Raw genomic sequence first — 21,628 nt, 5'->3', positions numbered from 1 at the left:
GATGCGCATCATCATGGGTCTGGACCGGCCGACGGCCGGCACCGCCACCATCAACGGCGTCGCCTACGCCCGCCTCCGCGCCCCGCTGCACGAGGTCGGCGCGCTGCTCGAGGCCCGGTCCGTGCACACCGGGCGGAGCGCGCGCAACCACTTGCGAGCGCTGGCGGCGACCACCGGGATCCCGCGTGGCCGGGTGGACGACGTGATCGACCTGGTGGGCCTGCACGACGTCGCCGACCGGCGGGCCGGCGGCTTCTCGCTGGGCATGGGTCAGCGGTTGGGCATCGCGTCCGCGCTGCTGGGCGACCCCGGCACGCTGATCCTGGACGAGCCGGTGAACGGCCTGGACCCCGAGGGCATCCTCTGGATCCGCCGGCTGATGCAGACCCTGGCGGCGCAGGGCCGCACGATCTTCGTCTCCTCCCACTTGATGAGCGAGATGGCGGTGACCGCCGAGCACCTGATCGTCGTTGGTCGCGGCCGCCTCATCGCCGACGCGCCGGTGAGCGAGTTCATCGACCGGGCGGCCCGCAACACCGTCCGGGTCCGCTCCCCGCAAGCGGTGGACCTCTACGACCTGCTGACCGGCCCCGGCGTCACGATCACCAGCGTCGGCCGGGGCGTGCTCGAGGTGGCCGGCGTCCCGGCCGACGAGATCGGCGACCGCGCCGCTCTGCACAACATCACGCTGCACGAGCTGTCCCCGCAACAGCCCTCGCTGGAGGAGGCCTTCATGGCCCTGACCCAGGACGCCGTCGAATACTCCACGCCGGCCCCTGCCCCTGTCGCTGCCCCTATCGCAGCCCTGGAGCGTGTGGCATGAGCACGGTCATGCTGCCCGAGCCGCGGGTCCACCGGCAGGACGTGACCACCGCCGGCGTCTTCCGCTCCGAGTGGATCAAGTTCTGGACGTTGCGCTCGACGATCGTCACCCTCGCCGCGGCCGTGATCGTCTACATCGGCATCGGCCTGCTCGCCTCGTCGGTCTTCGGCGACGGCAGCGCCGGCGGCCCCGGCCCGGGCAACGACGCCCCGATCGACCCGACCAACGTGAGCCTGGCCGGCATGACCTTCGCCCAGCTGGTGCTCGGCACGCTGGGCGTCCTGTTGATGGCCGGCGAGTACAGCACCGGCATGATTCGTGCCACCCTGGCCGCCGTTCCGGCCCGCCTGCCGGTCCTGTGGGCGAAGGCGGCGGTGTTCACCGTGGTCGTCCTCCCGCTGATGCTGGCCGCCTCCTTGGTGGCGTTCCTGGGCGGCCAGGAGATCATCGGCGACGGCGGAGCCTCGCTCACCGACGCAGGCGTTCTGCGAGCGTTGATCGGATCGGCGCTCTACCTGACCGGCGCCGGCCTGCTCGGCCTGCTGCTGGGCGCCCTGCTGCGCTCGACGCCGACAGCCATCACCACGCTGTTCGGCGGCCTGTTCCTCCTCGAGGGGATCGTTCAGCTCCTGGTGCCGGAGAGCTGGCGCGACACCGTCGGCCCGTACCTGCCGTCCACGGCCGGTGGAGCCTTCGCCGACGTTACCCAGCAAGCGGGCCACCTGTCGCCGTGGGCCGGCCTGGCCGTCTTCCTGACCTATCTGGTCGTCATCGGCGCGGCCGCGGCCTGGCGCCTGAAGCGTCAGGACGCCTGATCGGCCGCCTCCGGGAAAGCATGCTGGCCTGCGGAAATGTCTTACCGTTGAGTTCGGATGATCGGTGCTTGTCTTCACCCTTCCGGGTCCTTTGACCGCTCCATCGTTCGGAGGAAACTCCGAGGCATCGTTCCCGGAGGTATCCATGTCGGAACAATCCGAGATCTCCCGCCGGACCGTTCTCGCCGGCGCCGCTGCCGGGGTGACCACCGTGGCCGTGGCCGCCCCCGCGCACGCCAGTGGCGGGCACGCCGGCGTGGTGGTGCCTTGGCTCGACCAGCCGGCCCCAGTCCCGCCGCCGGCACAGAACGTCGTCGGCAACCTGCTCGTGTGGGAAGAACTGGACTCCCGGCGTACGCCGAACTCCGAATTCTTCACCGTCAAGCACTACGACCTTCCGAACCTCGGCGCGGCCGGCTATCGGCTCGCCATCGACGGCCTGGCCTGGCCCGGCACCGGCGCACGCTGTCGCTGACCGCCCTGCGTCACCGGCCTCGGCGAACGGTCGAGTTCACTTTGGAGTGCTCCGGCAACACCGGACCGCCGTTCTTCATCGGCGGCATCGGCAACGCCCACTGGACCGGCACGCCGCTGCATCTGCTGCTGCGCGAGGCCGGCCCGCTGGACGACGCCACCGAGGTGATCTTCTGGGGCGCCGACCGCGGCCCGGTGACCATCCGCGACAACTCCGGGGTGCTGGCGCCGGATCCGGCCGGCGGCCTGACCATCACCGAGCAGTTCGCTCGCAGCATGTCGCTGCGCGAGGCGATGGACCCCGACAACCTTGCTCTGCTTCGAGATGAACGGCGAGCCGCTGCCACGCGAGCACGGCTTCCCCGTCCGGCTGATCGCGCCCGGCCAGTACGGCGTCGCCAACGTCAAATGGCTGACCCGCATCCAGCTCGTCGACCAGCGGTATGCGGGCCGGTTCATGGCCCCCGACTACGTGACCATCGGTGAGCCGCACCCGGGTCAGCCGGCCTGGACCTTCCACACGGTTTCGCACGCCCGCCTGAAGTCGGCGCCGGCCCGCGTCCTGCGGCACGGCACCAGGCACACCATTCACGGCCCTGCGTGGGGTGCGCCGATCGCCAGGGTCGAGGTGCAGATCGACGGCGGTCGCTGGCAGCGCGCGGCGCTGGACCGCCCGCGCGAGAGGAAGGGCTTCGCGTGGCGCTTCTGGAGCTATGACTGGGGTACGCCATCAGCGGGCGAACACACGGTCCGTTCGAGGGCCTTCGACACGGACGGACACATGCAGCCGCCGCCCGACGACCCATACCTGACCAGCCGCCGCACCTACTGGGAGAACAACGGCCAGATCACCCGCAGAGTAAGGACCACATAGGACAGGGTCGGCCAGGACTTCCCCAGCCGCCACAACGGCTGGCTAGCCGTGGCGGCAGCGCATTGCCGCCGCGACGAAGCGTGTTCGGCGATGTGCAGCAGCACAGCGCCGCTCAACAGCGCTAGGTCGCCCATCGGTAAGCCGCCGCCGCGCGGCAACACCTACGGTGGTCGCAGCCGCCAATCAACGCCAAGCAGACGAATGACGACGCACCACTAAGCCGGAGGCGCCCGCGGCCGTCCGAGTCACCCGGCCGAAACGAACTACGCGCCGCCAGCCGAGCGCGCCGCCAGCCGAAAGCGCACAGCGCGCCGTCGGCTGAGGGCGCGCGGTGCGGAACCGCGATCAGGCGCGCGGACTGCGGTCGCGGTCGGCGGCGCGGGCGTCCAAGCGCGCCTGCCGCCACGCGTGGCGTGCCGCCAGACCGGCAGCGCGTCGCGCCGTCCTTTGCTGCCGCGCCGCCACCCGATCCGCCCGTCGCCGCGCCGCCTCGTCGGTCGCCGCACGCAACCGCGCCGGCCAATCGCCGGTGACATCGCCGATCGAGCCGGATGAGGCGGGAACGCCATCAACTCCCACCGGGGCCGGACGGCCGACCGACCCAACACCATCCACCGCGGCAGCACCGCCGACCGGATCAACACCACGCGCCGCGGAAGCGCCACCAGCACAAGCAAAATCACTGATCGCGGCGGATCCACGAGCAGACCCAACACCACCCGGTGAGGCTGAACCGGCATTCGATCCGGCGCAGCCGGATCCGGCAGCGGCGTGGCCAGGGTCGGCGCCGCCGTATTCGGGGACCGCGTGGTCCAGGCCGGCGCAGCCGGGTCCGCAGGCCGCGTGGCCCAAGTCGGCGCAGCCGGATCCGGGAGCCGCGTGGGCCGAGCCGGCGCAGCCGGGTCCGCAGGCCGCGTGGGCCGAGCCGGCGCAACCGAGTCCGCAGGCCGCGTGGCCCAGGCCGGCGCAGCCGGGTCCGAGAGCGGCGTGGGCCGAGCCGGCGGTGGCCTGGCCGGGGCCACGCGGTGCCGGGGCGGGACCGCGGCCCGGCGGGCCCGTTGTTGGTGGGCGACGGCGGCCGGTCGTCATTTGCGGTTGTACAAGCGCATCGTCAAGGTGCCGAAGACCGCGACCAGCAAGCCGCCCTCGATCAGCGTCCACATGATCGCCATCATGTCCCACGAGCCGGCCATCATCGACCGGACCCCGTCGACCAGGTGGGTGATCGGGTTGACCTTCACGAACGCCTGCAGCCAGCCCGGCATCGTGGACGGCTCGACGAAGATGTTGCTCAGGAAGGTCAGCGGGAACAGCACCATCATGCTGACCCCCATCACCGATTTCTCCGAGCGCAGGATCAGCCCGAACATCGTCCAGACCCAGGAGAACGCGAACGAGAACACCACCAGCAGCCCGATGCCGGCCGCGACGCCGACCGGGCCGCCGGACGGGCGGAAGCCGAGCACCAGACCGACCCCCATGATCACCAGCGCGGCCAGGATGTAGCGCAGCAGGTCGCCGAAGATCATCCCGATCAACGCGGACGGCCGCCACACCGGCAGGGTGCGGAAGCGGTCGAAGACGCCTTTCTCGATGTCGGTGTTGAGCCCGACGCCCGTATACATGGTGATCATGACGACGCTGCTGACCATGATGCCGGGCAGGAAGAACTGGAGGTACTCACCCACCGAGCCGGCCAGCGCACCGCCGAACAGGTAGGTGAACATCAGCGTCATGATGATCGGGAACGCGGTCACGTCGAAGAGCTGCTCGGGAACGTGCTTGATCTTGAGGATCGCGCGCCAGCCGAAGGACAGCGACGCCGACAACGCGCTGGGTCGCGGCGGCCGGTCGCCCCGGGTGAGCACCGCGGCGAGCGCCTCGGGCGAGGGTGTGTAGGTGGTGGCGGTCTCTTGGGTCGCGGTGCTCATACCGTCGCCTCCTCGGCGGGCCGGTCGGTGAGGGCCAGGAACACCTCGTCCAGGCTGGGCTGGCCGAGGGAGAAGTCGTCGACCACGATGCCGGCGCTCGCCAGGGCGGCCAGCGCACGGGACGCCTGCTCGGCGGCGCCCTGATCGGAGCCGCCCGCGTCGACCCGGGCGGTCAGCGCCACCGGATCGGCATCGAACGACACGCTGGTCCGCAGCTCCGCCGCGAGCAGCCGCTCGGCCGCCGGGCGCTGCTCGGGATCCCGCAGCCGGACATGCACGGTGCCCGCGCCGATCGAGGACTTGAGCTGCCCCGGCGTGCCCTCGGCGATCACCTTGCCGTGGTCGATCACCGCGATCCGCCCGGCCAGCTGGTCGGCCTCGTCCAGATACTGCGTGGTGAGCAGCACGGTGGTGCCGGTCCCCACGACCAGCCGAATGATGTCCCACACCTGGTTGCGGCTGCGCGGGTCGAGGCCGGTCGTCGGCTCGTCGAGGAACAGCAGATCGGGGGTGTTGAGGATGCTCGCGCCGATGTCGAGGCGGCGGCGCATGCCGCCGGAATACTTCTTCACCTGCCGATCGGCGGCGTCGGTTAGGCCGAACGCCTCGAGCAGCTGGGCGGCGCGGTCGCGCGCCGCCGGCTTGCCGTAACCCAGCAGGCGGGCGAGCAGGACGAGATTTTCCGTCCCGGTCAGGTCCTCGTCGACCGACGCGTACTGACCCGTCAGGCTGACCCGGCTGCGAACCTCGTCGGCGTCCTTGACCACGTCGTGGCCGAAGACCGTGGCCCGGCCACCGTCCGGTCGCAGCAGCGTGGCCAGCATGCGGACCACCGTGGTCTTGCCAGCTCCGTTGGGCCCGAGCAGGCCATAGACGGTGCCGGCGGGGACCGAGAGGTCGACCCCGTCGACCGCGCGGTTGTCACCGAACGTCTTCACGAGACCGGTCGTCTCGACGGCTGGTGCGTTCATGCCCGGCATCCTCTCCCAGGGGTGTGACATTTTCCGTGCCCGGGAAAAGCCGTTGGCCGTTTCTCAGCAAGTTGCCAGTATCGGGGCATGATCCCCGCTGTCGGCGTACGCATCGGCTGGCTCGACCTGCCGTCCCACGTGCAGGAGGCCGTCGCCGAGATCCTGGGATCTCCGGTGCTCGAGGCGGAGTCGCAGTCGGGCGGGTTCTCTCCCGGCACCGCCGACCGGGTCGTCACCGCATCGGGTGACCGCGCCTTCGTGAAGGCGGTCAGCCCCGACCAGAACCCGGTCTCCGCCGGCATGGCGAGGGAGGAGGCGGTCGTGGCCGCCGCGCTCCCCCGCGACGCCCCGGCGCCCACGCTGCTCGGCACGGTCGACGACGGCCACTGGATCGCACTGGTCTTCGAGGACGTCGACGGCCGGCACCCGCGTACCCCCTGGGTGGAGGCCGAGCTGGACGCGGCCGTGCGTGGGCTGACCAAGCTCGCCCACCGCCTCACGCCGTCCCCTCTGCCCGGCCTGACAACGGCGAGCCAACGCCTGGCCCGCGACTTCGACGGGTGGAGCCGCATCGCGGCGGACCCGCCGGCCGACCTCGAGCCCTGGCTGATCCCGCATCTGGACGAGCTGGTGACGAGAAGCACACGCGCCCTCGACAGCCTGAGCGGCGACACGCTCGTGCACTGCGACGTGCGAGCCGACAACATGCTCTACACCCCGGCCGGCGAGATGGTCTTCGTCGACTGGCCGTGGGGCTGCAACGGCCCGGCATGGTTGGACATCAGCCTGCTGGCGATGAACGTGCTGGTACACGGCGGTGACGTCGACGACCTGCTGCCTGCCGAGGGCGTCGACGTGGTGATCGCCTTCACCGGCTACCTCCTCGACCGGTCCCGGGACGCGCCGCCGCCGGGTCTGCCCACCGTCCGGGCGTTTCAGCGCTGGCAGGGTGACGCACTCCTCCCCTGGATGCGGTCCCGTCTCACGGGTTGAGCCGACTACCCTGGGGAACCGCCGACGCGAAACGATGAAACGGAAAGTGATGACTGAGGTACGGGTCCTGCTGCTGGAGAGCATTCACGCCGACGCCGTGGCGCGGCTCGAGGCGGAGGGTTACCACGTCGAGTCCGTCCGCAACGCCCTGGACGAGGCCGAGCTGATCGAGCGCATCCGCGGGGTGCACCTGCTCGGCATCCGGTCCAAGACCAAGGTGACGGCGAGCGTGCTGGCCGCCGCCGACAGCCTGGTCGCGATCGGGGCGTTCTGCATCGGCACCGACCAGATCGACCTGCCGGCCGCCGCGTCCCGGGGCATCGCGGTGTTCAACGCGCCGTTCTCCAACACCCGCTCGGTGGTCGAGCTCGCGGTCGCCGAGATCATCGCGCTGACCCGCCGGCTGACCGAGAAGAACGCGGGCATGCACAACGGCGTCTGGGACAAGGCGGCCGACGGCAGCCACGAGATCCGCGGGCGCCGGCTCGGCATCGTCGGGTACGGCAACATCGGCACGCAGCTCTCCGTGCTGGCCGAGAACCTGGGCATGCACGTCTCGTTCTACGACACCGCCGACAAGCTGGCGCTGAGCAACGCGCACCGGTGCGCCAGCCTCGAGGAGCTGCTCGAGACCTCCGACGTGGTGACCCTGCACGTCGACGGCCGGCCGGGCAACGCCGGGTTCTTCGGCGCCGAGCAGTTCAAGCGGATGCGGCCGGGTGCGATCTTCCTCAACCTGTCGCGTGGCATCGTCGTCGACCACGTCGCGCTGCGCGAGGCGCTGGAGAGCGGCCACCTCTCCGGCGCCGCGGTCGACGTCTTCCCGACCGAGCCCAAGGGCCGCGGCGACGAGTTCAAGTCCGAGCTGCGCGGCCTGCCCAACGTGATCCTCACCCCGCACATCGGCGGGTCCACCGAGGAGGCCCAGTCCGACATCGGCGACTTCGTGGCGAACAAGCTGGCCCACTTCGTGCGGGAGGGCAACACCACGCTGAGCGTCAACCTGCCCGGCGTCGCCCTGCCGCAACAGGAGGGCATGAGCCGCGTGGTCCACGTGCACATCAACACCCCGGGCGTGCTGGCTCAGGTGAACAGCATCCTGGCCGAGCACCGCGTCAACGTCGAGGGTCAGCTGCTCAGCACCCGGGGTGAGTACGGCTACCTGATCACCGACATCAAGAGCGGCTTCTCCGACGACGTGCTCGACCAGCTCCGCGGCATGGAGCAGACCGTGCGTCTGCGCGTGCTGTCGTGAGCGATCTGCTCGACGTCCTCGGCGAGATCGTCGGGGCACAGCACGTCCTGACCGACGGCGACCTCAAGGCGCAGTACGAGACGGACTGGACGCGCCGCTTCCACGGCTCCTCGCTGGCGGTCGTCCGGCCGGGCGACACCGGCGAGGTCTCGTCGGTGATCAGGGCCTGCGCCGAGGCGGGCGTGCCACTCACCGTCCAGGGCGGCAACACCGGGCTGGTCGGCGGCGCCACCCCGGCCGGCGGCGACGTGTTGCTCAGCCTCGGCCGGCTCACCGAGATGGCGGAGGTCGACCTCCTCGAGGGCCAGGTCACCGCGGGCGCCGGCGTGACCCTGGAAAGGCTGCAGCAGCACGCCCGCCCGCACGGGCTGGATGTCGGGGTCGACCTGGCGGCGCGCTCCGCGGCGACGGTCGGCGGGCTGGTCGCGACCAACGCGGGCGGTCTGCGCGTTGTCCGCTACGGCAGCATGCGTGACCAGCTCACCGGCATCGAGGCGGTGCTGGCCGACGGCAGCGTGGTGACCCGCCTGGCCGGTCTGGCCAAGGACAACACCGGCTACGACCTGACCCAGCTGCTGGCCGGCAGCGAGGGCACCCTGGCGGTGATCACCAAGGTGCGGCTGCGGCTGGTGCCGCTGCTCCCGACGCGGGCGGTCGCGCTGGTTGCGGTCTCCGGCGTACCGGCGGCGATCGAGCTGCTCGCCACCGCGCGGGCCGGGCTGGCTTCGCTCTCCGCGGCGGAGCTCTTCCTCGCGGACGGCCTGGATCTGGTGCGGGCACACGGCAAGCTCAATGCGCCGTTTGCCGAGGCCTACCCGGCGTACGTGACGCTGGAGTGCTCGGCGCGCACGGACCCGACCGACGAGCTGCTCGAGGTGCTGGGCGAGTCGGAGGCGGTGCTGGACGCGACGGTGGCCTCGGACGCGACCGGCGTGGCCCGGCTCTGGGCGTACCGCGAGACGCACACCGAGGCGATCAGCGCCGCGGGCGTGCCGGTCAAGTTGGACGTCAGCGTCCCCCTGCGCGAGCTGGCCGGCCTGGTCGACGACCTGCCGGGCACGGTCGCCGGCGCCGCGCCGGGCGCCCGCGTGCTGATCTTCGGGCACCTCGGCGAGGGCAACCTGCACGTCAATGTGCTGGAGGCGGGCGACCGCTCGGAGGCGGTCAGCGAGGCCGTGCTCGAGTTGGTGGCGAGCCGGCACGGCAGCATCAGCTCGGAGCACGGCGTCGGCCGCGCCAAGGCGCACTATCTGGGTCTGTCGCGTTCGGACGCCGAGATCGCCGCGATGCGGCGGATCAAGCAGGCGATGGACCCCGCGGGCACGCTCAATCCGGGCGTCCTGCTGGCCTAGGTCATCCCACGGTACGCACGGTGAGCAGCGTCAGCCGGGCTTCCGCGTCGACGTCGTAGCGGTTGGGCACCTTCCAGTCCTTCGGCGTCAGCGTGGAGCCCGGTTTCACGTTCTGGAGGGTACGCGTACCCGCCGCGACGGTCTTCGCGCCACTGTCCACCTTCACCCGGACCGGGCTGCCCTTGGGCGACGCCAGCGACAGGTCCTCGATGGCGCCGGTGACCCGCAACGGCACCGTGCCGCTGGGCGTCGGCAGCTTCAGGTCGACGCGGCGGCTCGCACCGGTCAGGTCCAGTGCGCTGACCTTGCCGCCGGTCAGGTCGACCACCTGCTCGTCGCCGCCGCCGGTGAACCGCAACGCCCAGGTGACCTTGTTGGACAGCAGCACCTCGACGTTGCCGCGTGCGTCCTCGCCGTCGGCGGCCAGCAGGAGCTGCACCTTGTCACCGGTCATCGCCGGCTTGGGGGCGGTGCCGGACTCACCGGCTGCGGTGATCTTGAAGAGGTTCCCGCCGAGGTCCTGTGTCTTCACCACGGCCCGGCGGGTGGCCGCGACCAGCTCGAAGGACGCCGCCGACCGGCCGCCGAGCGGAGCCGTCGCGACCGTGCCGCCCTTGTCGGCCGAGCCGAGCTCGAGCACCGAACCGATGTCCGAGTCGTCCCCGGCGAAGTAGGCCACCCCGGCTGCCGTCGCGCCCAGCAGCACCAGCGAACTGAGCGCGACCGTGGCGCCGACCATCAGCTTCGACCGTCGCGGCTGGTCCTGGTGGTGGTGACCCTTCTGGTCGGCGTCGGCGCGGTTGGAATCGGCGCGGTGCGGCCGAATCTCGTGGTGCGCGGCCGACTCGTCGAAGAAGGCGCGTTCCTGGAACGAGGTGTCGGACCAGTCACCGGTCGACGTCGCGGGCCACTCCGCCGAGGCAGCAGGCCACTCCGGCGCAGCGGCGGGCCACTCCGTGGAGGCCGCGGGCCACTCCCCCGAGGTCGTCGGCCACTCGGCGGAGCCCGCACCGCCGGCGGGAAACCCGTCGGCGCCGCGCACCGGGAGCTGATCACGCAGCTGATCCGGCGTCTCGCCCGGCATGGGCATGGTGGGCCGTCCCTGCGCGTGCGCGGGCCCGGCCGGTGACACCGGTGAGGGGTCCTTGCCGAACCAGTTGCCGCTGATGGGTTCGTCGGTCACGCCGAACGAGGCGCGGCTCGACGTGCCCGGCTCGGCCGGCCGCTGATCCGCCGAGCCCGACTCCCAGGACGCTTCGGGCTGCGTCGCCGTGGCGGCCGGCAGGAACGCGTTCCACCCGGCATCGTCGCGATTGTCCACTGCGCTGCTTTCCGGAGCTTCGGTTTCCAGGGATCGACGCGCGGGCGGCCGCCGGAACGGCGTCTCACCGCCGGTCCGCCGGACGTCACGGTTGGCCCAGTGCGCGCCCGACGTGGACGGCAGGTCGGCCAGAGCGACCTCGGTCGCCACGGCCTCATCAGCTATTGAGCGTTCCACGCGATGACCCCTCCCGATCGCGCCGGGCGCCGACGATCTGTCCGCGGCGCTCCGGGATGGAATACGGATCGTGGGCCGCTGCGGATGAGTGTGGAGATGAATTACTCTCTGTAATGCACCGCAGGTCGGGCTACTGAATGAGCCCGCGCTGGCGGGCCACCGCGACCGCCTCGAGCTGACTGTGCGCGCCGAGCTTGCCCAGCAACGCCTTCACGTGTCCGCGGCAGGTGTGCACGCTGATCCCGAGGCGCCGGGCGATGGCCCGCGGGTCGAGGCCGGCCGCCATCAGCTCGAGCACCTCGTGCTCACGGGCGGTGAGGCCGCCGGGTCGCGGGCCGGCCACCGGCGAGGTGCTGCGCAGCAGGCGGGCGAGGATGTCGGTGGAGACGGTCATGCCGCCGCCGTGGGCGGTGTGCACGGCGTTGAGCACATCGCCGAGCGGGCCGTTCTTCGTCAGGAACCCGGCCGCGCCGGCGGCGGTGGCCCGGCCGACGAGCGCCGCCTCATTGCTCGCTGTGAGGATCACCACTCGGGTGTCCGGAAAGCGGTGCCGCATCAGCTCCGCGATGGCGATACCGTCCGAATCGGACAACTCGGGATCCAGCAGCACCACGTCCGGACGTAGTTCTCCGACCAGACTCAACGCTTCCTGCCCGGTTCGGGCATGTCCGACATACCGCAGGTCAGGCTGCCCACGCAGGGCAACACCGAGCAGTTCGGCGAAGGTCTGATGGCCGTCCACGACGAGCACCGTGATCGTCGCGTCACTCATGAGCCACCCTCCTTCGGACATCGAACACAGTCGCCAGAGTCTATGTTCACCCGCCAAGAATGCCCGCCGTATGAACAGTCTGATCGAGTACGCGTCTCGGGAGCGTTCCCACTGCCCGCCCGCACACCGGTTCAGCCCATCCGGCTGTGATAACAGGTCTTTCGGTCGAGCGCACCCCCTCACGCCACGGTGGAACGTTCTTGTCGTACCCCGCCCGCACAATTCTCCCGTGCTGAGTCGCGTACCCCTGACGCCCGAGATATCCCTGCACCTGGCCGAGCCCGGCCGCGGGCTCTTCGACGTGTCCGGCGGTGAGTTCCACAGCGACCGGCCGCCGCCGTTCTGGTCCTTCGCCTGGGCCGGCGGTCAGGCCCTCGCCCGCTACGTCCTGGATCATCCCGACCTGGTCCGCGCCCGCCGGGTGACCGACCTCGGCACCGGCTCCGGGCTCGTGGCGATCGCGGCCGCCCGGGCCGGCGCGGCCGCGGTGACGGCGGTCGACAGTGATCCCGCGGCGGTCGCGGCGGCGCTGCGCAACGCGGCGGCCAACGACGTGGTCATCGCGGCCGCGACCACCCCGCCGCCGGCCGCCGACGTCGTGCTGGCCGGTGACGCGTTCTATACGGAGCGGGTGGCCGAGCAGATGACCGCGACGCTGCTCGCGGCCCGGCGATCGGGCGCTCGCATCCTGGTTGGCGACCCGGGGCGGGGGTATTTCCCGGAGCGGCTCTTCGACCGCACGGCCGAGTACGACGTGCCGGTCCCGCCCGCGCTGGAGTCGACGCAACGGCTGACCACGATCGTGTGGGAGATGCGAAACACAATGCGTTCAGCAAACAACCACTTGTAGGCTACACGCATCTGAAGGCCGACCCACGAGGACAGCAGTGACAGAGCAGGGCGCCGCCGGTCGTCTGGCCGGGGAACTTGTGCGATTCACCCGCCTGGGCGCACGGGCCAAAGGCATGCTCAACGTCGGAGATCTCGGCGCCGAGTTCTCCGCACTGATGCTGCTGTTCCCGTTGCGGCATATGGGACCGATGCGGGTCACCGACCTCGCTGAGGTCAAACAGGCCGACCCGTCGACGGTCAGCCGGCAGGCGGCGCAGCTCGTCAAGGCCGGCCTGGCGCGCCGCGAGGCCGACCCCGCGGACGGCCGGGCCTCGCGCCTGGCGGTCACCGAGGCCGGCCTGGCCGCCTGCGCACGGATGGCGGACGCACGGCACGCACTGCTGAGCCGGGCCCTCGCGGACTGGCCGCCGGAGCGGGTCGAGCAGTTCGCCGCCCTGTTCGCCGATTTCAACAGCTCCGTCGAGGCGCTCCTGCGCAGTGACTCGGCCGCCACATCACGGGAGAACGCGTGAGCGACACAACCACCGCGCCGGCTCGAGGCGGGGCATCCGCCCAGCCCTCGGCCGACTTCACGCACCGCCAGATCATCACGGTGCTGATCGGCCTGATGATGGGCATGTTCCTGGCCGCCCTCGACCAGACCATCATGGCCACCGCGACGCGCACCATCGCCGACGACCTGAACGGCTTCGACCTGCAGGCCTGGGCCACCACGGCCTTCCTGATCACGTCCACGATCTCGACGCCGCTGTACGGCAAGCTGTCCGACATCTACGGACGCCGGCCGTTCTTCCTCTTCGCGATCGGCATCTTCATCGTCGGCTCGATCCTCTGCGGCCTGTCCCAGAGCATGTACGAGCTGGCCGCCTTCCGCGCCATCCAGGGCATCGGCGCGGGCGGCCTGATGTCACTGGCCCTGGCCATCATCGGCGATATCGTCCCGCCCCGGGAGCGCGCCAAATACCAGGGCTTCTTCCTGGCCGTCTTCGGCACCGCCAGCGTGATCGGCCCGATCCTCGGCGGTTTCTTCGCCGGCGCCGACACCCTGCTCTGGGTCGACGGCTGGCGCTGGGTCTTCTACCTCAACGTGCCGATCGGCATCGCGGCGATGATCGTGGTCGCCCGGGTGCTGCACCTGCCGCACACGCGGGTCAACCACCGCATCGACTGGCCCGGCGCGCTCACGCTGATCATCGGTCTGGTGCCCCTGCTGACCGTGGCCGAGCAGGGCCGCGACTGGGGCTGGGGGTCCGGCCGGTCGGTCGCCTGCTTCGTGATCGGTGCGATCGGCCTGGTGGCGTTCGTGTTCGTCGAGCGGGCGTACAAGGAGGAGGCGTTGCTGCCGCTGCGGCTCTTCGGCAACCGGACGGTCGCGGTCAGCTCGGCGTCCAGCACGATCCTCGGCATGGCGATGTTCGGCGGCCTGATGACCGTCCCGCTGTACCTGCAGATCGTCAAGGGCTCGTCTGCGACCATGGCCGGCCTGCAAATGATCCCCTTCGTGGTCGGCATCATGGGCGGCTCGATCCTGGCCGGGCAGCTCATCGCCCGCACCGGCCGCTATCGCATCTTCCCGATCGTGGGCAGCGTCCTGATGGTGGTGGCGCTCGGGCTCTTCAGCATGATCGGCGCCGACACCCCGCTGTGGCGGGTCATGCTGATCATGGTGGTGATGGGCCTCGGCCTGGGCGGCAACATGCAGCCGATGATCACCGCGGTGCAGAACGCGGTGAGCCCCCGCGAGATCGGCGTGGCGACCAGCTCGGTGGCGTTCTTCCGCTCGATGGGCGGCACGCTCGGCACGGCGGTCTTCCTCTCCGTGCTGTTCAACGTGCTGCCGGGCAAGATCAACGATGCGTTCGGCGCAGCGCGCAACACTCCGGAGTTCCAGCAGGCACTGGCCGCCGACCCGAGTCAGGCCCGGGTGCTGCAGCAGGCGCAGGGCGGCGATGCGCTCAGCGACACCTCGTTCTTGAGCCGCCTCTCCGACGTGGTCGCGCACCCGTTCAAGGAGGGCTTCTCCGACGGCATCCAGATCGTCTTCCTGATGGCGCTGGCGGTGATGGTGATCGGCCTGATCATCGTCTTCTTCCTGCCGGAGATCCCGCTTGCGCAGCGTTCGGCGCAGCAGCAGCGGGCGGCGGACGCGCTGGCCGCGGAGAACTCCGACGGAGTCCCGGGCGAGGTCGGCGCGGGCCCCGACGCCGGCACGCCGCACAACACGGTCGCCGGCTCAGACGGCGGCACGCCGAACGGAAGGGCCGCCGGTGCGCACCGGGCGGATCCCGACCGGGTTCCGGCCGGCCAGGATGGCAACCCACCGAGCTGACGGCGATGTGACGAACGAGGGGATGCGGGCCACCGGCCGGCATCCCCTCAGCCGTCTTCCAGCGGCCTTCGGATTCAGTGGCCGGGCTCTCGGGTCCGTGCCGCCGCGGCGATCAGCCTCTCCGCCACCGTCTGACGATCCAGGCCGAGCCGCTGGGCGGTCTCCTGCAGCACGTCGTAGGCCTCGCGCACCCCGCACCCGCGCTGCGCGATGATCACGCCGATCGCCCGGTCCACCGTCGCTCCCTTGCTCAGGGCCGCCCGGCGGGCCAGCTCACCCAGCAGGATCTCCGCCTGGTTCACGATCGCCATCGCGGTGAGCAGCAGCTCGGGCGCGACGCCGTCGGGTCCGCGCACGAACAGGCTCAACGCCCCGACCGACTCCCGTTGCACGTCGAGCGGGATCGCGGCCACCGACTGCACGCCCTCGTCCCGCGCGCACTCCGCGAGAGCGGGCCAGCGCGGGTCGGTGACCAGATCTTGCGTGGTGACCAACGTGCGGGTACGCGCCGCGTCCAGCCCCGGTCCCTGTCCGGTCCGGTACTGGCAGTCGTCGACGAGCCGTCCCTCCCCGCCCGAGGCGGTCAACGTCAGCGGCTCGCCCTCGGTGATCGAGACGATCGAGCAGCGCACCGCGCCCGGCACGGCTCCCACCGCGAAGACCGCGAGCCGATCCAACGCCTGCGACAGGTCGTCGGTGGACAGCAGCCGCTCAGAGAGCTCATGCAGCAGCCCGGCAATCTCGACGGGATGCGGCCTCGCGGGCTCGACGACGACGGGCACGGCTGGTCCATCCACGAGAGGTTCGAGAAGCTGAGCCGGCACCGCGGACGCGGGACCGGTGACCACCTCGGGCTTGCGGGCCTGAGCTGTGCGGCGTGTCTGGTTGGGAGCGGCCGCGCCGCCTATCTGCGGCGCTCGCCGAGGGACGACGCGCCCGGCGCTCCGTCGAGGGTCAGGCACGCGAGGATCCTGCCACGTCCAGCGCAGACACGAAAGTTTGTGCCCCTATCGGGTTCCTTCGGCGGGTGTGACCGTCTCTCCCGAGGTGCGGTTTTCCCGAGCTAAGCCGAGATTGTCCTCGCGTTCGTCCGACTCCTCGAGGATCGCCTCGGCCTGCGCCTCGGGATCGGCACTGCCGGCCGCCCGCTCTTCCGGCAGCAGGTCGGCCGCCCGCCGCTCGGCCCGCTCATCACCCTCGTGGAAGCTCATGAAGATCGGATACCCGGCCTGTCCCCCGGTAATCCGTCAGGGTGGGCCGTCGCGGTCGAGGCCCGACCAGCCCTCCGGGCTCTCCGGCTCGCCGTCGTCACCCTCGCTGGAGACGTCCGAGTCGACGGTGGTGTCCTGGTGCTCGTTGGCGAAGTCGACGTCGGTCTCGTCCTCGTCGAACGCCTCAAGATGATCCTGCTGGGTCATGCCGCCCGACTACCCGAGCGCCCCGCCCGCAAACAGTTGGTGTGGCCCGCGTCACAACCGGTCATGGAATCGTGACGGGTGGTCGAAGGTTGAGAACAGATGTCGGTGCGACCAGTGTCCCCGGGCCTCACCCTTTGCCTTCACGGACTACCGTTCGGCTGGAGCCGTGTTGTGCCTTTCGCCGCGAGGCGACCTGCGCACCGACATCCGCGCCGCCCCCGATCTCGGGGGCGGCGCATTGCTTTCCGGCTAGAAGTCCTGGGTGAGCCGCGACGGGTCGACCTCGCGGCCGGGATAGCGCGCCATGTATTCGGTCTCCAGCTCGGCCGTGCGGCGCAGATGGTTGTCGAGCGCCGCGTCCGGGCCGTGGCGCAGTGTCTGCAGCCTCGTCCGGTGCAGGCTGGCCAGTTCGCGGAACAGGTCGTCGTCGCCCAGCCCGGCCGGGTCGATGCCCGTCTCCGAAACGACAAGATCGGGATCCGTCATCACACACCTCCATGGATTGCTGGTGCACAGCGTGCCCGCCGAGGCGGTCACCGAAACGGCGCGGCTACGCTGACAGGCATGAAAGGGTTGTGGACCCCGGCGTGGATCGCACGCCACGTGGCCGCGCTCGTTCTGATCCTCGCCTTCCTCGCCCTTGGCTGGTGGCAATACACGCGAGCCGCCGGTGGCAATGCACTGAGCTGGGGATACACGGTGCAGTGGCCGGTCTTCGCGGGCTTTGTCGGCTTCCTGTGGTGGCGTGAGGTCCAGCTGGCCCGCAAGGGCGTGCCGACTGCGGAGAAGGCCCGCAGAGGCGTGCCGACGGCGGAGAAGGCCGAGGTCGGCCGGCCGGTCCGAGTTCCCAGCCGAGCCGTGGCGCAACCCGACGACCCCGAGCTCGAGGCCTACAACGACTACCTCGCCTGGCTGGCCGCCCACCCGGGCGCCCGCCCCGGCGACTACCCGGGCAAGAGATAAGGAACGTGCATCGTGCAGGGAGCCCTGACCCGCTATCGGATCATCGCCTGGATCGTCGGCGTGGTGCTGATCGTCCTGGTCGTGATCGGCATGCCGCTCAAGTACCTGGCGGACAACGACGCGGTGGTCGCCGGCGTCGGGCCGGCACACGGCTTCCTCTTCATCCTGTACGTGCTGGCCACCTTCGACCTGGGCCGCCGTCTGCGCTGGCCGCTGCCCAGGATGGTGCTGATCATGCTGGCCGGCACGATTCCATTCCTGTCCTTCTGGGCGGAGCGAAAAGTGTCACGCGGGTGGGCTCGAAATGCCGAAAGTGACGCTCTGAAAGCGTAGGAATACTGGCCGCTATCTGGATCATGGTGACTTTACCGGCCATTGGCTTAAGTCACTCTAAGAAAGCCTTGCCTTTCCGTGATCCATCGATAAGTTAATGCGGTTGGATCGGTCCGCAGCCACTCCCCTCCGGTGGCGCCGGCCCAACGCCGCCGAGTCGGTCCCCCAGGCCGATCCGGGGAACCAGGTTTCCGGGGCGAATCCGTCCGTGACAAAACGGACGGTAGGGCTCTTCTTCCCAGCCCGAGTCCGTCAGCTAACCCGGTAGGCGGCACACGCGGAAGAAAGGCCACAAAGCGTTGTCCCACGTCCGTACGAGGTTCCGGACGCTCGCCGTCGTCATGATGGCGCTGGCGATCACCGGCACGGCCGCGACGGCCGCCCAAGCGGCACCGTCGAGCGACGTCAACAAGAAGATCCAGAAGGCATCGGACCAGCTCGAGGACGTCGTCGAGTCGTACAACGCGATGCGGATCAGTCTCGCCAAAAGCAAGGCGGACGAAAAGAAGCTGGTCCAGTCCCTGGGCCCGGCCAAGGTCGCCCTCGCCGCCGCCAAGGTCGAGATGCAGAACATCGCGAAGACGGCGTACAAGAACGGCGACGTCGGCACGATCAACGTCGTGCTGGAGGGTCCGGGCAGCCTGCTCGACCGGATGAGCGTGCTCGATCAGATGTCGCGCAGCAGGCAGCGGCAGATCGACAACTACACCGCCACGACGAAGAACTTCACGACGCGGCAGGCGGCTCTCAAGGCGACGCAGGTCAAGCAGACCGCCGAGGTCAACGAGCTGGCGGCCCGCAAGAAGAAGATCGAGGCCGACCTCAAGAAGCTGTACGACATGCGCAGCGCCGCGTATGGCAAGCCGACCTCGTCGGGCAGCAAGTACACCGGTCCTGTGCCGACCATCGCGGGTTCGGCCGGCAAGGCGGTCTCGTTCGCGTACAACGCCATCGGCGTCATGTACAAGTACGGCGCCGACGGGCCGGACGGTTACGACTGCTCCGGGCTGACCTCGGCGGCGTGGCGCAAGGCCGGCAAATCGCTGCCGCACAACGCGGCCGCGCAATACTCGGCCACCGCGCGGATCAGTAAGTCCGAGCTGAGACCAGGTGACCTGATCTTCTACCGGAGCAACGGCCACGTCGCGCTGTATGTCGGCGGTGGACAGATCATCGACGCCTCACACGCCGGCGAGCCGGTGAAGAAGCGCACGATGAACATCATGACCCCGAACGGATACGGCCGGGTCAAGTAGCGGACGAGCGCACGAAAAAGGGCCGGGTCACCCCGGCCCCTTTTTTCGTGCTCGAAACCTTACGCGGCCTGCAGGCCCTCGGCCCGCGCCAGCTCCCGCAGCCGGCCCAGCGCCTGGATCTCCAGCTGGCGGATCCGCTCGCGGGAGAGGGAGAAGCGGGAGGCGACCTCGGTGAGCGAGTGCTCGCGGCCGTCCTCGAGGCCATACCGCGCCCGCATGATGCCGGCCGACCGGTCGTCGAGGTGGTTGAGCAGACCCTCGATGCGCGACCGCTCCAGCGCGGTCAGCACGATCTCCTCGGGCGAGGGGGCGTCACCGTCGGCGACCAGGTCACCGAGGTTGGTGTCGCCGTCGTCGCCGACCGGGGTGTCCAGCGACACCGTGTCCTGCGCCCAGCGGGTGAGCTCGTTGACACGCTCCACCGTCACGCCCAGCGCCTTGGCGATCTGCTCGGGCTCCGGGTCGGCGCCGAGCTCGCGAACGAGCTGGCGGGTGACGTTGCGCATGCGGTTGACGTCCTCGACGAGGTGCACGGGCAGGCGCACGGTGCGCTCCTGCTGCGCGATCGCCCGGCTGATCGCCTGGCGGATCCACCACGTCGCGTACGTCGAGAACTTGTAGCCGCGCTCGTAGTCGAACTTCTCGACCGCGCGAACCAGGCCGGTGTTGCCCTCCTGGATCAGGTCGAGCATCGGCATGCCGGAACGTACGTACCGACGCGCGATCGACACGACCAGTCGCAGGTTGGCGCGGATGAACAGGTCCTTCGCGCGCTGCCCCTCGGTGACCAGCCGCTCCAACTCCTCCCGGCTGACACCCCGGCGGATCTCGGTCTGCTCGAGCAGGTGCTCGGCGTACAGGCCGGCCTCGATCGCCTTGGAGAGGTCGACCTCTCGGGCGGCATCCAGCAGAGGTGTCCGGGAGATCTCGTGCAGATACACGCCAACGAGGTCGCGCTCCTCGGCGACCTCATCGGTCCGCATCACGGTGTTCTTCTCCACGCTGTCCACGGTCCCCTCATTGCCTTCACTAACCCTGTTACGGGCGATACCTGCGTCCATCAGTCCCTCCCCGTAACGTCCGCAGAACCTGCGATGCCGAACTGCGCTGCGTGCTGAACGTCTGCGTTGCTGAACTTCGCTATGCACAACAGATGGCGTCCCGAAGTGATTCCGGCTGGTGAGTCGAAAGTGTCACGAATGTCTGAGCGTGCGCTGAGAGCCCGGTGCATACTTACTGAAGAGCGCCATCGCATAGTCATTCGGAGCCGCACCCGCCGGCGGATGCGTTCTGTCGCATACTCGTCGCCCGCTTCATGACACCATCGACCCCTCGTCCGCCGCAGCGACGGGCATCACGACCACTCCTGCGACGCTCGTCACTACCCTGTACGGCCTAGTAGCCAAGAGGGTTCAGCCCCAAGATCGGCGGGTTGCCGCGGGCCCTGATGCAATCTCTGCACGAAACGGCCCCGTCACCACGGTGGAACGGGACCATCAGCCACAATGCGCCACGCTGCGCTGCAGTTCACTCGCCCATCCGGGTGACTGACATCCTTTTGCACAATGCCGTGCCCTGTCGAACCGCTTCCTCTACACGACGTGACGGAGAACACATCTGCCTCGGTGGGCTTAGATTGCCCCATGGGACGAACCGCATTGATCACCGGCGGCACGGGCGGCCTCGGCCGGGCCGTTGTCTCCAATTTCGTCGAATCAGGATGGCGGGTCGTGGCGCCGATCCGGCCCGGCACGGCCGGCCGGTTACCGGCCGGCGCGGTCGCGGTTGAGACGGATCTCACGGTCCAGGGTGACGTAGAACACGCGGCCTCGGTCGCGGCGGAGGCGGGTGACGCGCCGCTGGCGGCGGTGGTCAACCTCGTCGGCGGGTACGCGGGCAGCGGCCGCGTGCACGAGACACCCGTCGACGACTTCGAGGCCATGCTCAGGGTCAACCTGCGCCCGCTGTACCTGGTCACCTCCGCCGCGCTGCCGGCGCTCGTGGCGGCCGGCGGCGGCTCGATCGTCTGCGTCTCCTCCAAGGCCGCCGTGGCGCCCTTCCCCGGTGCGGCCGGCTACGTGACGGCGAAGGCCGGCGTGCTGGCGTTCGCGAGCGCGGTGGCGGTCGAATACAAGCGGCAGAACGTGCGATGCAACACCGTGCTGCCCAGCGTCATCGACACCCCGGCCAACCGGGAGAGCCGGCCGAATGCCAAGACCGACGACTGGGTTACGCCGGAGGAGATCGCGAAGGTCATCCTCTTCCTGGCCGGGGACGACTCGAAGCCGACCAGCGGCGCCACCATCCCCGTCTACGGCAACGGCTAGGGAAGACGGGAACGCTGGAGGAAAAGGGGGCCGAGCAAGGCGCCCAGGCCGAGCACGGCCGCGAGGCGGGCGGGCGGCGCCACGATCGGCAGCGCGAGGCGGGACCGGATCTCCGCGGCGACCTGATCGGGAGTGCCGTTGGCATCGATCATCACGAACCGCGGGAACTCCGGCAGCGACCGGTACGCCCCATCGGCCGCCCGCAGGTAGTCCATCTCCTCGTGGTCGGTGCCGCGGGCCTCGATGCGCGAATACGCCACCGCCGGGTCGACCAGCAGCACGAAGGTCACGTCGGGCGCGGGAAACAGCCGGTACGCCAGCCGGGCCCAGCGCTCGGCCGCCGGCCCGGCCGCCCGGGCGCGCAGGCTCGCGTACTGGCAGTAGGCATAGCG

The 21,628-nt window shown here is 70.1% G+C and carries 23 protein-coding genes, 2 pseudogenes and 1 riboswitch; of the genes and pseudogenes, 15 read left to right on the top strand and 10 right to left on the bottom strand.

The window, feature by feature from the left end; all coding sequences use genetic code 11:
* The 5 genes and pseudogenes from AB0M20_RS02290 to AB0M20_RS02270 all read left to right on the top strand — a co-directional run.
* Window positions 1–823 (top strand): ATP-binding cassette domain-containing protein (locus AB0M20_RS02290; RefSeq protein ID WP_364292355.1); only part of this gene is annotated, 823 nt, incomplete at its 5' end.
* A complete protein-coding gene (locus AB0M20_RS02285) occupies window positions 820–1,638 on the top strand; it encodes an ABC transporter permease subunit (protein ID WP_364292352.1) in 819 nt (272 codons plus the stop codon). The genes AB0M20_RS02290 and AB0M20_RS02285, both read left to right, overlap by 4 nt.
* A gap of 145 nt (window positions 1,639–1,783) precedes the next feature.
* Window positions 1,784–2,113 (top strand): hypothetical protein, encoded by a 330-nt coding sequence (locus tag AB0M20_RS02280; protein WP_364292349.1) that lies wholly within the window; start codon window positions 1,784–1,786, stop codon window positions 2,111–2,113.
* Window positions 2,008–2,358: pseudogene (locus AB0M20_RS02275) on the top strand (molybdopterin-dependent oxidoreductase); the annotation flags it as partial. The gene AB0M20_RS02280 and the pseudogene AB0M20_RS02275, both read left to right, overlap by 106 nt.
* Before the next feature lie 64 nt (window positions 2,359–2,422).
* The gene (locus AB0M20_RS02270; protein ID WP_364292346.1) at window positions 2,423–2,986 is read left to right on the top strand and encodes a molybdopterin-dependent oxidoreductase; all 564 of its coding nucleotides are present in this window, start codon (window positions 2,423–2,425) and stop codon (window positions 2,984–2,986) included.
* Window positions 2,987–4,071: 1,085 nt separating this feature from the next.
* On the opposite strand, the gene AB0M20_RS02265 is transcribed toward AB0M20_RS02270, so the two are convergent.
* Window positions 4,072–4,917 carry an ABC transporter permease gene (locus AB0M20_RS02265; protein WP_364292344.1) on the bottom strand — a complete coding sequence of 282 codons (846 nt, stop codon included), beginning with the start codon at window positions 4,915–4,917 and terminating at the stop codon, window positions 4,072–4,074.
* On the bottom strand, window positions 4,914–5,888 hold the full coding sequence (locus AB0M20_RS02260) for an ATP-binding cassette domain-containing protein (protein ID WP_364292341.1): 975 nt from the start codon (window positions 5,886–5,888) through the stop codon (window positions 4,914–4,916). Before AB0M20_RS02260 ends, AB0M20_RS02265 begins: the two co-directional genes overlap by 4 nt.
* A gap of 87 nt (window positions 5,889–5,975) precedes the next feature.
* Between AB0M20_RS02260 and AB0M20_RS02255 the strand changes: the two genes are divergently transcribed.
* From AB0M20_RS02255 to AB0M20_RS02245, 3 genes are read left to right on the top strand one after another with little or no spacing between them, the layout of a single operon-like run.
* The gene (locus tag AB0M20_RS02255) at window positions 5,976–6,881 is read left to right on the top strand and encodes an aminoglycoside phosphotransferase family protein (RefSeq protein WP_364292338.1); all 906 of its coding nucleotides are present in this window, start codon (window positions 5,976–5,978) and stop codon (window positions 6,879–6,881) included.
* A 34-nt stretch (window positions 6,882–6,915) separates the two neighbouring features.
* Complete coding sequence (gene serA / locus AB0M20_RS02250) at window positions 6,916–8,136, top strand: phosphoglycerate dehydrogenase (protein WP_364292335.1); 1,221 nt, start codon at window positions 6,916–6,918, stop codon at window positions 8,134–8,136.
* Complete coding sequence (locus tag AB0M20_RS02245; protein ID WP_364292332.1) at window positions 8,133–9,488, top strand: FAD-binding oxidoreductase; 1,356 nt, start codon at window positions 8,133–8,135, stop codon at window positions 9,486–9,488. The genes serA and AB0M20_RS02245 overlap by 4 nt, the downstream gene beginning before the upstream one ends.
* Before the next feature lies 1 nt (window position 9,489).
* Here the strand turns inward: AB0M20_RS02245 and AB0M20_RS02240 are convergent, their stop codons facing one another.
* Window positions 9,490–10,959, bottom strand: a complete 1,470-nt coding sequence (locus AB0M20_RS02240; RefSeq protein WP_364292329.1) for a hypothetical protein — start codon at window positions 10,957–10,959, stop codon at window positions 9,490–9,492.
* A gap of 157 nt (window positions 10,960–11,116) precedes the next feature.
* Window positions 11,117–11,758, bottom strand: a complete 642-nt coding sequence (locus AB0M20_RS02235; protein WP_364292326.1) for a response regulator transcription factor — start codon at window positions 11,756–11,758, stop codon at window positions 11,117–11,119.
* A 229-nt stretch (window positions 11,759–11,987) separates the two neighbouring features.
* Between AB0M20_RS02235 and AB0M20_RS02230 the strand changes: the two genes are divergently transcribed.
* Genes AB0M20_RS02230 through AB0M20_RS02220 form a run of 3 tightly spaced genes read left to right on the top strand, consistent with a single transcriptional unit; the run spans window position 11,988 to window position 14,939 of the window.
* On the top strand, window positions 11,988–12,608 hold the full coding sequence (locus AB0M20_RS02230; RefSeq protein ID WP_364292323.1) for a 50S ribosomal protein L11 methyltransferase: 621 nt from the start codon (window positions 11,988–11,990) through the stop codon (window positions 12,606–12,608).
* 37 nt (window positions 12,609–12,645) lie between these two features.
* Window positions 12,646–13,122, top strand: a complete 477-nt coding sequence (locus tag AB0M20_RS02225; RefSeq protein ID WP_364292320.1) for a MarR family transcriptional regulator — start codon at window positions 12,646–12,648, stop codon at window positions 13,120–13,122.
* Window positions 13,119–14,939 (top strand): MDR family MFS transporter, encoded by a 1,821-nt coding sequence (locus tag AB0M20_RS02220; RefSeq protein WP_364292317.1) that lies wholly within the window; start codon window positions 13,119–13,121, stop codon window positions 14,937–14,939. Before AB0M20_RS02225 ends, AB0M20_RS02220 begins: the two co-directional genes overlap by 4 nt.
* Before the next feature lie 74 nt (window positions 14,940–15,013).
* On the opposite strand, the gene AB0M20_RS02215 is transcribed toward AB0M20_RS02220, so the two are convergent.
* The 4 genes from AB0M20_RS02215 to AB0M20_RS02200 form a co-directional block, all read right to left on the bottom strand.
* Window positions 15,014–15,721: a GAF and ANTAR domain-containing protein gene (locus AB0M20_RS02215; protein ID WP_364292314.1), complete on the bottom strand. Its 708-nt coding sequence runs from the start codon at window positions 15,719–15,721 to the stop codon at window positions 15,014–15,016.
* A gap of 225 nt (window positions 15,722–15,946) precedes the next feature.
* The gene (locus AB0M20_RS02210; RefSeq protein ID WP_364292311.1) at window positions 15,947–16,150 is read right to left on the bottom strand and encodes a hypothetical protein; all 204 of its coding nucleotides are present in this window, start codon (window positions 16,148–16,150) and stop codon (window positions 15,947–15,949) included.
* A gap of 36 nt (window positions 16,151–16,186) precedes the next feature.
* Entirely contained in the window at window positions 16,187–16,357 is a 171-nt protein-coding gene (locus AB0M20_RS02205; RefSeq protein WP_364292308.1) for a hypothetical protein, read from the bottom strand.
* Between the two features lie 249 nt (window positions 16,358–16,606).
* Window positions 16,607–16,843, bottom strand: coding sequence for a DUF6158 family protein (locus tag AB0M20_RS02200; protein WP_364292305.1), 237 nt, complete (start codon window positions 16,841–16,843; stop codon window positions 16,607–16,609).
* A gap of 78 nt (window positions 16,844–16,921) precedes the next feature.
* Between AB0M20_RS02200 and AB0M20_RS02195 the strand changes: the two genes are divergently transcribed.
* The 3 genes from AB0M20_RS02195 to AB0M20_RS02185 all read left to right on the top strand — a co-directional run bounded on the left by AB0M20_RS02195 (window position 16,922) and on the right by AB0M20_RS02185 (window position 18,909).
* On the top strand, window positions 16,922–17,320 hold the full coding sequence (locus AB0M20_RS02195) for a hypothetical protein (protein ID WP_364292302.1): 399 nt from the start codon (window positions 16,922–16,924) through the stop codon (window positions 17,318–17,320).
* A 12-nt stretch (window positions 17,321–17,332) separates the two neighbouring features.
* The gene (locus AB0M20_RS02190) at window positions 17,333–17,653 is read left to right on the top strand and encodes a DUF3817 domain-containing protein (RefSeq protein ID WP_364292299.1); all 321 of its coding nucleotides are present in this window, start codon (window positions 17,333–17,335) and stop codon (window positions 17,651–17,653) included.
* 140 nt (window positions 17,654–17,793) lie between these two features.
* Window positions 17,794–17,939: riboswitch (cyclic di-AMP (ydaO/yuaA leader) on the top strand.
* Window positions 17,940–17,952: 13 nt separating this feature from the next.
* Window positions 17,953–18,909 (top strand): NlpC/P60 family protein, encoded by a 957-nt coding sequence (locus AB0M20_RS02185; RefSeq protein WP_364292296.1) that lies wholly within the window; start codon window positions 17,953–17,955, stop codon window positions 18,907–18,909.
* 59 nt (window positions 18,910–18,968) lie between these two features.
* Here AB0M20_RS02185 and AB0M20_RS02180 read toward each other — a convergent pair whose 3' ends face one another.
* Entirely contained in the window at window positions 18,969–19,970 is a 1,002-nt protein-coding gene (locus AB0M20_RS02180) for a sigma-70 family RNA polymerase sigma factor (RefSeq protein WP_364292293.1), read from the bottom strand.
* A gap of 582 nt (window positions 19,971–20,552) precedes the next feature.
* On the opposite strand from AB0M20_RS02180, the gene AB0M20_RS02175 reads away from it, so the two are divergent.
* A complete protein-coding gene (locus AB0M20_RS02175; protein ID WP_364292290.1) occupies window positions 20,553–21,236 on the top strand; it encodes an SDR family NAD(P)-dependent oxidoreductase in 684 nt (227 codons plus the stop codon).
* Here the strand turns inward: AB0M20_RS02175 and AB0M20_RS02170 are convergent.
* A pseudogene (locus AB0M20_RS02170) lies at window positions 21,233–21,628 on the bottom strand (thymidylate kinase); the annotation flags it as partial. The gene AB0M20_RS02175 and the pseudogene AB0M20_RS02170 sit on opposite strands and share 4 nt — an antisense overlap.

It is taken from the genome of Actinoplanes sp. NPDC051633, from assembly GCF_040681735.1.
In the GTDB taxonomy this organism is placed as follows: Bacteria; Actinomycetota; Actinomycetes; order Mycobacteriales; family Micromonosporaceae; genus Actinoplanes.
Note: the sequence above shows the minus strand (reverse complement) of the source record. Positions and strands in the feature narration are given on the sequence as shown.

Bases quoted from the DNA above. Each gene is read 5' to 3' on its own strand.
- AB0M20_RS02265 (WP_364292344.1), bottom strand. From the start codon at position 4,917: ATGAGCACCGCGACCCAAGAGACCGCCACCACCTACACACCCTCGCCC.
- AB0M20_RS02280 (WP_364292349.1), top strand. From the start codon at position 1,784: ATGTCGGAACAATCCGAGATCTCCCGCCGGACCGTTCTCGCCGGCGCC.
- AB0M20_RS02200 (WP_364292305.1), bottom strand. From the start codon at position 16,843: ATGACGGATCCCGATCTTGTCGTTTCGGAGACGGGCATCGACCCGGCC.
- AB0M20_RS02175 (WP_364292290.1), top strand. From the start codon at position 20,553: ATGGGACGAACCGCATTGATCACCGGCGGCACGGGCGGCCTCGGCCGG.
- AB0M20_RS02285 (WP_364292352.1), top strand. From the start codon at position 820: ATGAGCACGGTCATGCTGCCCGAGCCGCGGGTCCACCGGCAGGACGTG.
- serA (WP_364292335.1), top strand. From the start codon at position 6,916: ATGAAACGGAAAGTGATGACTGAGGTACGGGTCCTGCTGCTGGAGAGC.
- AB0M20_RS02260 (WP_364292341.1), bottom strand. From the start codon at position 5,888: ATGAACGCACCAGCCGTCGAGACGACCGGTCTCGTGAAGACGTTCGGT.
- AB0M20_RS02235 (WP_364292326.1), bottom strand. From the start codon at position 11,758: ATGAGTGACGCGACGATCACGGTGCTCGTCGTGGACGGCCATCAGACC.
- AB0M20_RS02180 (WP_364292293.1), bottom strand. From the start codon at position 19,970: ATGGACGCAGGTATCGCCCGTAACAGGGTTAGTGAAGGCAATGAGGGG.
- AB0M20_RS02210 (WP_364292311.1), bottom strand. From the start codon at position 16,150: ATGAGCTTCCACGAGGGTGATGAGCGGGCCGAGCGGCGGGCGGCCGAC.
- AB0M20_RS02205 (WP_364292308.1), bottom strand. From the start codon at position 16,357: ATGACCCAGCAGGATCATCTTGAGGCGTTCGACGAGGACGAGACCGAC.
- AB0M20_RS02195 (WP_364292302.1), top strand. From the start codon at position 16,922: ATGAAAGGGTTGTGGACCCCGGCGTGGATCGCACGCCACGTGGCCGCG.
- AB0M20_RS02255 (WP_364292338.1), top strand. From the start codon at position 5,976: ATGATCCCCGCTGTCGGCGTACGCATCGGCTGGCTCGACCTGCCGTCC.